The sequence below is a fragment of the Micromonospora sp. NPDC007220 genome (genome assembly GCF_040634035.1).
GTDB classification, from domain to species: Bacteria; Actinomycetota; Actinomycetes; order Mycobacteriales; family Micromonosporaceae; genus Micromonospora; species Micromonospora reichwaldensis.
This window is the reverse complement of sequence record NZ_JBEYEU010000049.1, coordinates 1-14,191: the sequence shown is the minus strand read 5'-3', so window position 1 is coordinate 14,191 and position 14,191 is coordinate 1. Positions and strand designations below refer to the sequence as shown.

3 protein-coding genes and 1 pseudogene are annotated in these 14,191 nt (G+C 75.6%); all 4 read right to left on the bottom strand.

Features of this window, described 5'->3' with window-relative positions; genetic code table 11:
* On the bottom strand, positions 1 to 11,846 hold an 11,846-nt coding region (locus ABZ573_RS32270), incomplete at its 3' end, for an SDR family NAD(P)-dependent oxidoreductase (protein WP_358122869.1).
* Positions 11,847 to 12,170: 324 nt separating this feature from the next.
* Entirely contained in the window at positions 12,171 to 13,031 is an 861-nt protein-coding gene (locus tag ABZ573_RS32265) for a metallophosphoesterase (RefSeq protein WP_327028040.1), read from the bottom strand.
* A 245-nt stretch (positions 13,032 to 13,276) separates the two neighbouring features.
* Entirely contained in the window at positions 13,277 to 13,993 is a 717-nt protein-coding gene (locus ABZ573_RS32260; RefSeq protein WP_358122871.1) for a phosphopantetheine-binding protein, read from the bottom strand.
* Between the two features lie 69 nt (positions 13,994 to 14,062).
* Positions 14,063 to 14,182 (bottom strand): annotated as a pseudogene (locus ABZ573_RS32255) (KR domain-containing protein); the annotation flags it as partial.
* Positions 14,183 to 14,191: the final 9 nt, after the last annotated feature.

Below are 14,191 nucleotides of genomic sequence, written 5' to 3'. Positions count from 1 at the left end.
TTACCCTGCCCCGGCGAGCCGAGGGTGGCCGCCACCGACGAGAACAACACGAACGCCGACAGGTCCAGGTGCGCGGTCGCCTCGTGCAACGCCCAGCCGGCGTCCACCTTCGGCGCCAGCACCGTACGCAGGGCGGACTCGTCCAACGAACCGATGGTCGCGTCGGCGATCACGCCGGCGGTGTGCACCACCGCAGTCAGCGGGTGCGCCGGGTCCACCAGTTCCAGCAGCCGGGTCACCTGCCGGGGGTCGGTCACGTCGGCGGTGCCGGCGGTGACCCGGGCACCGGCCCGGGTGAGCTCCTCGACCAGGTCCTGGTACTGCTCGGGGCCGCGGCGCGAGGCCAGCAGCAGGTGCCGCGCCTGACCGGTGGCGACCAGGTGCCGGGCGAACACCCGGGCGAGGGCGCCTCCCGCGCCGGTGAGCAGCACGGTGCCGTCGGGGTCGGCGGGCGCGGGCACCCGCAGGACGACCTTGCCGATGTGGCGGGCCTGGCTGATGTGCCGCAGCGCCTGCCGGGCCTGACGCACGTCCCACGCCCGTACGGGCAGCGGGCGCAGCGCGCCCTGCGCGAAGAGGTCGAGAATCTCGGTCAGCATCTCGCCGATCCGCGGGTGTCCGGCCTCGTTGAGGTCGAACGCGCGGTAGCTGACGCCGGGGTGGTCGGTGGCGACCGTCTCCGGGTGGCGCACGTCGGCCTTGCCCATCTCCACGAACCGGCCACCGCGCGGCAGCAGCCGCAACGACGCGTCGACGAACTCACCGGCCAACGCGTCGAGCACCACGTCCACCCCGGCACCACCGCTGGCCGCGCCGAAGACCTGCTCGAACTCCGTGGTCCGCGACGACGCGATCCGCTCCCCGGCCACCCCGAGGCCACGCAGCACGCCCCACTTGCCGGGGCTGGCGGTGGCGTACACCGTCGCGCCCCAGTGCCGGGCCAGCTGGATGGCGGCCATGCCGACGCCACCGGCGCCGTTGTGGATCAGCACCGACTCGCCGGACCGCAGCCCGGCCAGGTCGCGCAGCGCGTAGTACGCGGTCAGGAACACCACCGGCACCGACGCGGCCTGCGTGAAGGACCAGCCGTCGGGGATCTTCGCGACGAGGTCGCGGGCGGCGACCACCTCGGGGGCGAAGGCCGGCTCGAACATGCCGAGCACCCGGTCGCCGGGCGCCAGGTCGGTCACGCCGGGGCCGACCTCGACCACGACGCCCGCACCCTCGCTGCCCATCACGGCCGCCGGATCCGGATACATGCCCAGGCCGATCAGCACGTCCCGGAAGTTCACGCCGGCCGCGCGCACGGCGACGCGCACCTGGCCTGTGTCCAGGGCGACGGGCGTGGCGGGCACCATGCCGATCCCGTCGAGGGTGCCGGGGCTCACCGCGCCGACCTGCCACAGCCCGGCCGGCGCGACGAGTTCCTCGGCGGCCGGACCAACGGGCCGGCTCAGGCGCGGGGTGCGCACCTCGTCGCCGCGTACGGCCACCTGGCCGCCGGTGGCCGACGGGTCCTCGGCCACCGCGGCCAGCACCGCGAGGGTCGCCGGGGTGAGCGCGCCGTCGACGTCGGCGAGGACGATCCGTCCCGGGTGCTCCGACTGCGCCGAGCGCAGCAGGCCCCAGACCGTCGCGCCGGCCAGGTCCCGCAGCGCGTCGGCCGGTGCGGCGAGCACCGCGCCGCGGGTCAGGACCACCAGCTTCGTGTCGGCCAGGGCCTCGGCGGCCAGCCAGGACCGCAGCACGTCCAGCACCTGGGCGGTGACCGTGCCCACCAGGTCGGGCAGTCCGGCGTCCGGCGTGTCCGCTCGGACCGGAAGCAGCAGCGCGCGGGGCGCCTCGACCACGCCGCCGGAGATCGCCGTGACCAGGTCGTCGACGGTCGGGAACGCCGGCGTGGACAGGTCCGCCGGCACCTCGGTGTCGCCGAGCAGCATCCAGCCGGTGACGTCGCGCGCCGGCGTGACCCGCTCGGGCTGCCACGTCACCTCGAACAGGGCCCGCTCGGTGGGGTCCTGGCCGGCGGACGCGGTCATCTCCCGCAACGCGAGCGCGTCCACCGACACCACGGGCGCGCCCGACTCGTCGCCGGCCACCAGCCGCACGCGGGAACCCGTCCGGGTCAACCGCACCCGCAGCACCCGGGCGCCGGAGGCGTGCACCTGCACGCCCTCGAAGGCGAAGGGCACCCGCGGCCCGCCGGAGCGGTCCGCCAGCAGCAGCCCCACGGGGTGCAGCGCGGCGTCCAGCAGCGCCGGGTGCACGGCGAACCGGTCGGTGTCGGCGGTCGCCTCGTCCGGCAACGCGACCTCGGCGTACGCGTGGTCGCCGGCGGCCCACAGCCGGCGCAGCCCCTGGAACGACGGGCCGTAGGTCAGGCCCCGCTCCGCCAGCGCCGGATACCAGCCGGCGAGGTCCACCTCGGGCACCCCGGCGGGCGGCCAGGCGCCCACCTCCGGCTCGTCGGCGGCAGGCTCCAGCACACCGTCGGCGTGCCGCGTCCAGTCGGCCTCCGGGTCGCCGTCGGGCTGCGAGTGGACCGCCACCGACCGGACGCCGGAGCTGTCGGCCGCGCCGACGCGTACCTGCACACGGACGGCGCCGGAGGCGGGCAGCACCAGCGGCGCCGCCACCGTCAGCTCGCGTACCCGCGACGCGCCCACCTCGTCGCCGGCGCGCACCACCAGTTCCACCAGCGCGGTGCCCGGCGCCAGCACCGCACCGCCGACCACGTGGTCGGCCAGCCACGGGTGCGTCGACACCGACAGCCGGCCGGTCAGCACGACCTCGTCGTCACCGGCGAGGCGTACCGCCGCGCCGAGCAGCGGATGTCCCGCCGCCCCGAGGCCCGCGCCGGACACGTCGCCGCCGGCGGAGTGGTCCACCGCCGGCCAGAACCGCTCCCGCTGGAAGGCGTACGTCGGCAGGTCGACGCCGGTGGCGCCGGAGCCGGCGAACACCGCCGCCCAGTCGACGGGCACCCCGGCGACGTGCAGGTCGCCGAGGCCGGTCAGGAGCTGGTGCGGCCCGTTCTCGTCGCGGCGCAGCGAACCGACCACGACGCCCGCGTCGACGGTGCCGGTGGCCTTCTCCAGCGCGTCCTGGACCACCACCTTCAGCACGGGGTGCGGGCTGACCTCGACGAAGACCCGGAAGCCCTGGTCGATCAGCTGGTCCAGCACCGGCGCGAGCCGGACCGGTTCCCGCAGGTTGCGGTACCAGTAGCCCGCGTCGAGCTCGGCGGTGTCGATCGGCTCGCCGGTGACCGTCGAGTGGAAGGCCACCCCGGTCGAACGGGAGTCGACCGTGCCGAGCGCGGCCACCAGGTCGTCGCGTACGGCGTCGACGTGGTCGCAGTGTGAGGCGTAGTCGACGGCGATCGCGCGGGCCCGGATGTCCCGCTCGGCGCAGTGCGCGAGCAGTTCGGCGACCGACGCCGCATCACCGGAGACCACGGTCGCGGCGGCGCCGTTGAGGGCGGCCACGGAGAGGGTGCCCGGCCACTGCGCGATGAGCTGCTCGGTGTCGGCGGCCGGCAGCGGGACGGAGACCATGCCGCCCCGGCCCGAGATGGCCAGCAGGCCACGGCTGCGGGCCACGACGAGCCGTACCGCGTCGGCGAGGGTCAGCGCGCCGGCCGCGCAGGCCGCGGCGATCTCACCCTGCGAGTGCCCGACGACGGCGGCCGGCACGACGCCGCACGAGCGCCAGAGCTGGGCGAGGGACACCATGACGGAGAAGAGCACCGGCTGGACCACGTCCACCCGGTCCAGGGGCGGCGCGCCGGGCGCCTCCCGGAGCACGTCGGTGAGGGACCAGTCCACCAGTCGGGACAGCTCCTCGGCGCACTCCCCCATCCGCTGCCGGAAGACCGGCGAGGTCTCCAGCAGGTCCAGGGCCATCCCCTTCCACTGGGAGCCCTGGCCGGGGAAGACGAAGACGACCTTCGACGCCGTGTCCGCGCCGGCCGGCGCGCCGTCGGCGGAGGCGAGGGCGGCCAGTCGGGCGGCCGCGTCGTCCCGGTCGGCGGCCACGACGACCGCCCGGTACGGGTGGTGCGCCCGCTGCGCGGCCAGGGAGAACCCGAGGTGCCGCAGGTCCAGGTCGGCGTCGCCGGCCAGCCGTTCGCCGATCCGGGCGGCCTGCGCCCCGAGCGCGCGGGGGCTGCGGCCGGAGACCAGCAGGGGTACGGCGGCGGGGCCGACCAGGCCGGGGAGGTCCCCCGCCAGCGGGGTCGTCGCCGGGGCCGGCTCGTCGGGCGCCTGCTCGATGATGGTGTGCGCGTTGGTGCCGCTGATGCCGAACGACGACACGGCGGCCCGGCGCGGCCGCTGCACCGCCGGCCACGGACGGGCCTCGGTGAGCAGGGCGACCGCCCCGGCGCTCCAGTCGACGTGGGGCGACGGCTCGTCCACGTGCAGGGTGGGCGGCAGCAAGCCGTGCCGCATCGCCAGCACCATCTTGATCACGCCGGCCACCCCGGCCGCGGCCTGGGAGTGGCCGATGTTCGACTTGATCGAGCCGAGCCAGAGCGGCTCGGCGTCGGCGCGGTCCTGCCCGTAGGTGGCCAGCACCGCCTGCGCCTCGATCGGGTCGCCGAGGACGGTGCCGGTGCCGTGCGCCTCGACGGCGTCCACGTCGGCCGGGTTCAGCCGCGCGTTCTCCAGGGCCTGCCGGATCACCCGCTGCTGCGACGGGCCGTTCGGGGCGGTCAGCCCGTTGGACGCGCCGTCCTGGTTGATCGCGGAGCCGCGCAGTACGGCAAGCACCCGGTGCCCGTTGCGCCGGGCGTCGGAGAGGCGCTCCACGAGCAGCATGCCCACGCCCTCGGACCAGCCGGTGCCGTCGGCCCCGGCGGCGAACGCCTTGCACCGCCCGTCCGGGGCGAGGCCGCCCTGCCGGGAGAACTCGGAGAACATGCCGGGCTGCGCCATCAGCGCCACCCCGCCGGCCAGGGCCATGTCGCACTCGCCGCCGCGCAGCGCCTGGGCGGCGAGGTGCAACGCCACCAGCGACGAGGAGCAGGCGGTGTCGACGGTGACCGCCGGGCCTTCGAGGCCGAACATGTAGGCGACCCGCCCGGAGGCGACGCTGCCGGCCGTCCCGGTCAGCAGGTGCCCCTCGAGGCCGTCCAGGTCGTCGCGTCCGCTGGTGGCGTAGCCGGAGGAGGCGGCCCCGATGAAGACACCGGTGGCGGTGCCGCCGAGCGCGGCGGGGTCGATGCGGGCGTACTCGAAGCTCTCCCAGGCGGTCTCCAGCAGCAGCCGCTGCTGCGGGTCCATGGCGAGGGCCTCGCGGGGGCTGATGTTGAAGAAGCCGGCGTCGAAGTCGGCCGCGTCGTAGAGGAAGCCGCCCTGGTCGGTGACGGTGCCGCCGGCCTGGTCGCCGTCGGTGCCGTACAGCCGGTCGAGGTCCCAGCCGCGGTCGGTGGGGAAGCCGCCGATGGCGTCGGACCCGGAGGTGACGAGCTGCCACAGCTGCTCGGGGGTGGCGACGCCGCCCGGGTAGCGGCAGGCCATGCCGATGATGGCGATCGGCTCGTCGGCGTCGGCGGTGACGACGGTACGGACGGTGGTTCCGGCGCCGGTGGCCCGGCCGAGCTGCGCGAACAGGTGGTCGGCGAGCCGGGCCGGGGTGGGGTGGTCGAAGGCCAGCGTGGCGGTCAGCCGCAGCCCGGTGGCGGCGCCCAGCCGGTTGCGCAGCTCCACCGAGGTCAGCGAGTCGAAGCCCAGGTCCTTGAAGGCTCGGGCGGCGGGGACCGCCTGTGCCGAGGCGTGCCCCAGCACCGTGGCGGCCTGGCCGCAGACGAGGTCGACCAGCGCCTGGCGGGCGTCCGCCTCGGACAGGCCGTCGAGCCGCTCCCGCCACGACGCCCCGGCGCTCGGCCGGTCGGTGGCGGCGCGGCGTCGGCCGCCGCCGCGCAGCAGGTGCCGCATCAGCGGCGGTACGTGGCTCGCCTCGCCGGTGACGTGGAGGCGGGCCGCGACGACGACCGGTTGCACCGCCGGCAGGGCGGCGTCGAAGAGTTCGGCGCCCTCGGCCGGGGAGAGCCGGCTCATCCCGACCCGCCGCAGCCGCTGCTGGTCGTCGCCGTCGAGGTGCGCGGTCATCGTGCTGTCGGTGGCCCACATGCCCCAGGCGAGGCTGGTGGCGGGCAGCCCCTGCTGGCGGCGATGCTGCGCGAGGGCGTCGAGGAACGCGTTCGCCGCCGCGTAGTTACCCTGCCCCGGCGAGCCGAGGGTGGCCGCCACCGACGAGAACAACACGAACGCCGACAGGTCCAGGTGCGCGGTCGCCTCGTGCAACGCCCACCCGGCGTCCACCTTCGGCGCCAGCACCGTACGCAGGGCGGACTCGTCCAACGAACCGATGGTCGCGTCGGCGATCACGCCGGCGGTGTGCACCACCGCCGTCAACGGGTGCGCCGGGTCGATCCCGGCGACCAGCTCGGTGACCTGCCCGGGGTCGCTGACGTCGACGGCCACGGCGGTGACGTCGGCGCCCGCGTCGGTCAGTTCCCGGACCAGGGTGGCGTACCCGTCGTCCCGGCCGGGCGCGCGGCGCGAGGCCAGCAGCAGGCGGCGGGCCTGGCCGGTGGCGACGAGGTGCCGCGCGAGTACGCCGGCCAGGGTCCCGGCCGCGCCGGTGAGCAGCACGGTGCCGTCGGGGTCCACGGGCGCGGGGACGCGCAGCACGACCTTGCCGACGTGGCGGGCCTGGCTGACGTGCCGCAGCGCCTGCCGGGCCTGACGCACGTCCCACGCCCGTACGGGTAGCGGACGCAGCGCGCCCTGCGCGAAGAGGTCGAGGATCTCGGTGAGCATCTCGCCGATGCGGGTGCTGCCCGCCTCGTTGAGGTCGAACGCGCGGTACGTCACGCCCGGGTGGTCGGCGGCGACCGTCTCCGGGTCGCGCACGTCGGCCTTGCCCATCTCCACGAACCGGCCACCGCGCGGCAGCAGCCGCAGCGACGCGTCGACGAACTCACCGGCCAACGCGTCGAGCACCACGTCCACCCCGGCGCCGCCCGTGGCCGCGCCGAAGACCTGCTCGAACTCCGTGGTCCGCGACGACGCGATCCGCTCCCCCGCCACCTCGAGTCCCCGCAGCACACCCCACTTGCCGGGGCTGGCGGTGGCGTGGACGGTGGCGCCGAGGTGGTGGGCGAGCTGGATGGCGGCCATGCCGACGCCACCGGCGCCGTTGTGGATCAGCACCGACTCGCCCGCCCGCAGGCCGGCCAGGTCGCGCAGCGCGTAGTACGCGGTCAGGAAGACCAGGGGGACGGACGCCGCCTGGGTGAAGGACCAGCCGGCGGGCATCCTGGCGATGCGCTGGCGGTGGGCGACCGCCTGCGGGCTGAACCCGAGTTCGAACATGCCCATCACCCGGTCGCCGGGCGCCAGGTCGGTCACGCCGGGGCCGACCTCGACCACGACGCCCGCACCCTCGCTGCCCATCACGGCCGCCGGATCCGGGTACATCCCCAGGCCGATCAGCACGTCCCGGAAGTTCACGCCGGCCGCGCGCACGGCGACGCGCACCTGGCCCGCGTCCAGCTCCCCGGGCGTGGCCCGGACCGGCCCGATCCCGTCCAGGGTGCCGGGAGTGACGGGGGCGAGGTGCCACGGTCCGGACGGCGGGGTCAGCTCGTCGCCCACCGGCCGCGCCAGCCTCGGCACGAGGGTGCGCTCGCCGCGCACCGCGAGCTGGCCGCCGGAGACCGACGGGTCGACGGCGGCGCCGGCCAGCACGGCGAGGGTCGCGGGGGTCAACTCGCCCTCGACGTCGGCGAGGACGATCCGCCCCGGGTGCTCCGACTGCGCCGAGCGCAGCAGGCCCCAGACGGCGGCGGCAGCCAGGTCGGTGACCTGGTCGTCGTCCCCGGCGGCCACCGCGCCCCGGGTCACCACCACGAGCTTCGTGTCCGCCAGCGGCTCGGCGACGAGCCAGGACCGCAGCACGTCCAGCACACCGCCGGTGACCGTCCGCACGGCCTCCGGCACGGCGACGCCGGGTTCGCCGGCGGGCACCGTCAGCAGCACCTGCCGGGCGGTGGCCCCGCCCGTCGCCAGGGCCGCCACGTCCGCGAAGACCGGCACCTCCGGCAGCGCCTCCGTGGCCGGCCGGCCCAGCGCCGCCCACCCCGGAAGGTCGTCGACGCCGTCGATCTGCTCGGCCTGCCAGGCCACCTCGTACAGCGACCGGGCGGCGCCGCTCCGGGTCGCCGTCGCGGTCATCTCCCGCAGCACCAGGGAGTCCACCGACACCACCGGCGCGCCCGAGCCGTCGCAGGCGACCAGCCGCACCCCGGAGCCGTCCCGGGTCAGCCGCACCCGCAGCGTCCTCGCGCCCGAGGCGTGCACCTGCACGCCCTCGAACGCGAACGGCACGCGGGGCCCGCCCGCCGGCTCCGCCGCCAGCAGCAGGGCCACCGGGTGCAGGGCGGCGTCCAGCAGCGCCGGGTGCACCCCGAACGCGCTCGCGTCGCCGGCCGCGCCGTCCGGCAACGCCACCTCGGCGTACGCCGCACCGTCGGCCGTCCAGGCCCGCCGCACGCCCTGGAACACCGGCCCGTACGACAGGCCGTGCTCCGCCAGCGCCGGATACCACCCGGTCAGGTCCACCTCGGTCGCGCCCGCCGGCGGCCACGCGCCGACGCCCGGCTCGTCGGCCGACACCGGTTCGAGCACACCGTCGGCGTGCCGCGTCCACTCGGAGTCGTCGTCGTCCTCCGGCTGGGAGTACACGGACACCGACCGGACTGCGGAATCGTCGGCCGCGCCGACGCGCACCTGCACGCGTACCGCCCCGGACTCCGGCAGCACCAGCGGCGCCGCCACGGTCAGCTCCCGTACGCGCGACGCGCCCACCTCGTCGCCGGCGCGCACCGCCAGCTCGACCAGGGCGGTGCCCGGCACCACCACGGCACCGCCGACCACGTGGTCCGCCAGCCACGGGTGCGTCGACGCCGACAGCCGGCCGGTCAGCACCACCTCGTCGTCACCGGCGAGGCGCACCGCGGCGCCGAGCAGCGGGTGCCCCGCCACGCCCAGGCCGGCACCCGACACGTCGCCGACGCGCCACGGCACCACCTCGGGCCAGAACCGCTCCCGCTGGAAGGCGTACGTGGGCAGCTCCACCCGCCGCGCCCCGGTGTCGGCGAACCACTCCTGCCAGGCGACCGGGACGCCGTGCACGTGCAGCTCGGCCAGCGCCGCCAGCAGCGCCTGCGCCTGCGGCCGGTCCCGGCGCTGGGCGGCGACGGTCAGCACGTCGTCGTCGGGCAGGGCGTCCGCCGTCATCGCGGTCAGCACGCTCTGCGGGCCGACCTCCAGGAACGTGTCGACCCCCGCGTCCCGCAGGGCCCCGATCCCGTCGGCGTAGCGCACCGCCTCACGCACGTGCCGTACCCAGTAGTCGGCGGTGCGGATCTCGTCGGCGTCGGCGAGCGCCCCGGTCAGGTTCGACACGATCGGCAGCGCGGGCGCGGCGAAGTCCAGCCGCTCGACGATGCCGCGGAAGCGCTCCAGCACCGGCTCCATCAGCGGGCTGTGGAACGCGTGGCTGACGGTCAACCGGCGCGTACGCACACCCCGGTCCCGCCAGGCCCGCTCCACCTCGTCCAGCGCGTCGACGGCGCCGGAGACCACGACCGAGGTCGGGCCGTTCACCGCCGCGACGCCGACCCGGTCGGTCAGCCCGGCGATCGACTCGACCACCGCCGCCTCGTCGGCGGCCACGGCGAGCATGCCGCCGCCGTCGGGCAGCGCCTGCATCAACCGGCCCCGCGCCGCCACCAGCAGGCAGGCGTCCTGGAGGGACAGCACCCTGGCCACGTGCGCCGCGGCGACCTCGCCGATCGAGTGCCCGCCCACGAAGTCCGGCACCACGCCGAACGACTCCACCAGGCGGAACAGCGCCACCTCGACCGCGAAGAGCCCGGCCTGGGTGAACGCGGTCTGGTCCAGCAGCTCCGCCTCGGCGGAACCCTCGGCTGCGAACAGCACCTCCTTCAGCGGGCGCGGCAGCACCCGGTCCAGGTGCCCGCACGCCTCGTCCAACGCGGCGGCGAAGACGGGGAATTCGGCGTACAGCTCCCGGCCCATGCCGGCGCGCTGCGCGCCCTGGCCGGAGAAGAGCACCGCCAGCGGACCCCGGTCCCCGGCCTGGCCCGCGACCACCGTGCCCGACGGCGCTCCCGCCGCCAGGGACTCCAGGCCCGCCAGCAGGCCCGCACGGTCCTCGGCGAGCACCACCGCACGCCGGTCGAGCGCCGAGCGGGACACCACCGACGACCAGGCCACGTCGAGCGGGCGCGGCTCCTCGTCGTCGCCCAGCCAACGGGCCAGCCGGCCGGCCTGCGCGGACAGCGCGGCCGGCTGCGCGGCGGAGAGCAGCACCGGCGCGACGACGGGACGGCGCGACGGCGTGGCCTCGTCGGCAGCCGGGTCGGGCGCCGGGGCCTGCTCCAGGATCAGGTGGGCGTTCGTGCCGCTCATGCCGAAGGACGACACGGCGGCCCGGCGGACGTGGTCGCCGCCCGCCCAGGGGCGCGCCTCGTCCAGCAGGGACACGGCCCCCGTCGACCAGTCGACGTGCGGGGACGGCCGGTCCACGTGCAGGGTGGGCGGCAGCACGCCGTGCCGCATCGCCATCACCATCTTGATGACGCCGCCGGCGCCGGCCGCGGCCTGCGGGTGGCCGATGTTCGACTTCAGCGACCCCAGCCACAGCGGCCGGTCGGCGGCCCGTCCCTGCCCGTACGTGGCAAGCAGCGCCTGTGCCTCGATCGGGTCGCCCAGCCGGGTGCCCGTGCCGTGCGCCTCGACCACGTCCACGTCGGACGGGCTGAGCCGGGCGTTCTCCAGCGCCTGCCGGATGACCCGCTGCTGGGAGGGACCGTTGGGGGCGGTCAGGCCGCTACTGGCGCCGTCCTGGTTCACGGCGCTGCCCCGGATCACCGCCAGGACGGGGTGACCGTTGCGCCGGGCGTCGGAGAGCTTCTCGACGAGCAGCATGGCGACGCCCTCGGACCAGCCGGTCCCGTCGGCGTCGGCGGAGAAGGCCTTGCACCGGCCGTCGGAGGCGAGCCCCCGCTGGCGGGAGAACTCGACGAAGGCGCCGGGCGTGGCGAGCACGGTGACGCCGCCGGCCACGGCGAGGGAGCACTCGCCGTCGCGCAGGGCCTGACCGGCGAGGTGCAGGGCGACCAGCGACGAGGAGCAGGCGGTGTCGATCGTGACGGCCGGGCCCTCCAGCCCGAAGGAGTACGCCAGCCGGCCGGACATGACGCTCGCGGCCGTGCCGGTGAGGACGTAGCCCTCCGTGCCCTCGGGCAGTTGCCGCAGCACCGACGTGTAGTCCTGCCCGGCGGTGCCGACGAACACCCCGGTACGGCTGCCCCGCACCGACGCGGCGTCGATGCCGGCCCGCTCGAAGACCTCCCAGGTCACCTCGAGCAGGAGCCGCTGCTGCGGGTCCATGGCCAGCGCCTCGCGCGGCGAGATGCCGAACAGGGTCGGATCGAACAGGCCGGCGTCGCGCAGGAAGCCGCCCCGGTTGCTGTAGGTGGTGCCGGGGTGGTCCGGGTCGGGGTCGTAGAGCCCGTCGAGGTCCCAGCCCCGGTCGTCGGGGAACGTGCCGGTGGCGTCCACCCCGCCCGCGACCAGCTCCCAGAGGTCCTCCGGCGAGGCGACCCCGCCGGGGAACCGGCAGGCCATGCCGACGATCGCGATCGGCTCGGCGTCCTCGTTCTCCAGCTCGGTCAGGCGCCGGCGCGCCAGGCGGAGCTCGGAGGTCACCCACTTCAGGTGTTCGAGGAGCTTGTCTTCGTCCGCCATGACCCACCCGCCCAGAGCTTGCTATCGATCGGAATCTGCCGATTCGTTGACCACACCACCGCCGACGGACCGGCTTCGTGCACAGGTGGGTGGAGACATGGCCGTTCGGCCAACGATCCCGACACCTGCTCCTGATTCCGGTTGTCGTGCCTGCTCAGGCGCCCGCCACGCCGGGCCGTCCCGCCGACACATGCCCGCCACCGTGACTGGACGGTACTGAGCGCCCATCACGCGCCCAACCCCTAGAGAACCCCTGATCGACCGGCCCGTGAGGGCCGTCGCGGCGGGTCCCGGACAAAGCGGTGACCAGCATCGCGACGGCGCTCAGGCGGGCTGTCCGGCAACCGCCGGCAGGATGCGGCGCAGCCGCCCCGGAGGCGTCGAGCGGCGACGCCACTCCCGTGGGTAGCCCACCGAGACCTCTTCGAAGCGGACCCCGTCGTACCAGGTGGTGCGCGGGATGTGCAGGTGGCCGTAGACGGCGACGCGGGCGTCGAACCGGACGTGCCAGTCGGCGGTGGCCTCGGTGCCGCACCACTGCGCGAACTCCGGGTACCGCAGGATCCGGGTGGGTTCGCGGACGAGCGGGAAGTGGTTGACCAGGACGGTGGGCAGCCCGTTGCGCTCGGCGGTGAGCCGGCGCTCGGTCAGGGCCAGCCGCGCCCGGCACCAGGCGTCGCGCGTCGGGTACGGGTCCGGATGCAGCAGGATCTCGTCGGTGCAGACCACGCCGACCTCGTGGGCCCGCGCCAGGGCCTGCTCCTTCGTGTACGTCCCGGCCGGCCGGAAGCTGTAGTCGTAGAGCAGGAACAGCGGCGCGATCAGGACCGGGTCGTCGCCCTGCGGGTCCCAGACGGGGTACGGGTCCTCCGGAGTCACCACCCCGAGCCCGCGGCACAGCTCCACCAGGTGCTGGTAGCGCGCGTCTCCCCGCAGCTGGATCGGGTCCTCGCGGGGGGTCCAGAGCTCGTGGTTGCCGGGGGCCCAGATCACCTTGGCGAACCGGTTGCTGAGCAGTCCCAGCGCCCACTCGATGTCGGCGACGAACTCCCCGACGTCGCCGGCGACGATGAGCCAGTCGCCGTCGCGCTCCGGCCGCAGCCGCTCGACGATCGCCTTGTTCTCCGCGTGGACCACGTGCAGGTCACTGATGGCGAGCAACTGAGGCAGGCCGGATCCGGCCATGCGGACCTCCCGTCCATCCGGGGTACCGCACGCACCCACATCCGTACCGCTCGGCTGCCGGTGGGCAGGGCGAGACGGCCTGACGGGCTCCGACCCTACGGAGCCGGGCCCGCACCGGCACACCCCTAGACGGGATCCGTGCACCCCTAGGCAGCCGCACCTGCCCGACGGCGCCGGTCAGGCGTCCGGCGCCGCCAGGTGTCCCTTTCCCCGGCCCGTCCTGCCCGGGGTCGGGCAGTGTCCGCTCAGGACTTGCCGAACTCCCGCTGGATGATGTCGAAGAGCTCGTCCCGGCTCGCCGACTCCAACTCCTCCGGGGCGGCCGGCGCGGGTGCGGTGGCGGCGGGTCGTCCCCGCCACCTGGCCAGCAGGTCCTCCAGCCGACCGACGACCGCGTCGTCGACCTGGTCGCCCGGCAGCCCGCCGAGGAGCTTGTCGAGGCGTTCGATCTCGGCCACGATCGGCAACGCCGGCTGCTCGGGCGCCAACTCGGCCCGCAGGTGACCGGCGAGCGCGTTCGGGGTGGGATGGTCGAAGACGAGGGTGGCGGGCAGCCCGATGCCCGTTGCGGCGGTCAGCCGGTTGCGCAGCTCGACGGCGGTGAGTGAGTCGAAGCCCAGTTCGAGGAAGCCGCGGGCGGGCCTGATCCCGCTCGGCGTGGCGTGTCCCAGCACCGCCGCGGCGGTGCCGCGGACCAGGTCGAGCAGGATGCGGTCGCGCTCCGGCCCGGAGGCGGCGGCGAGCCGCTCGCGCAGCGCCGACGCCGCGCCGCGGTCCTCGCCCTTCGGCGTCTCCTCGGCCGGTGCGGGCTGCGCTTCGGGGATGTCGGTGAACAGGCGCGACGGACGCAACGCCGTGAACGACGGCACAAACCGATCCCACCGCACATCCGCCACCACCACCTGACCCTCATCACCATCCAACGCCCGCTGCAACGCCGCCACCGCCAACTCCGGAGCCATCCCCGGCAAACCACGCCGACTCAACTGCTCCCCCGCCACCCCCACCGCCATACCCGCCTCAGCCCACGGCCCCCACGCCACCGACGTCCCCACCAACCCACGACCACGCCGCGACACCACCAACCCATCCAAAAACGCATTCGCCGCCGCATACCCCACCTGACCCGCCGAACCCCACACCCCCGCAATCGACGAAAA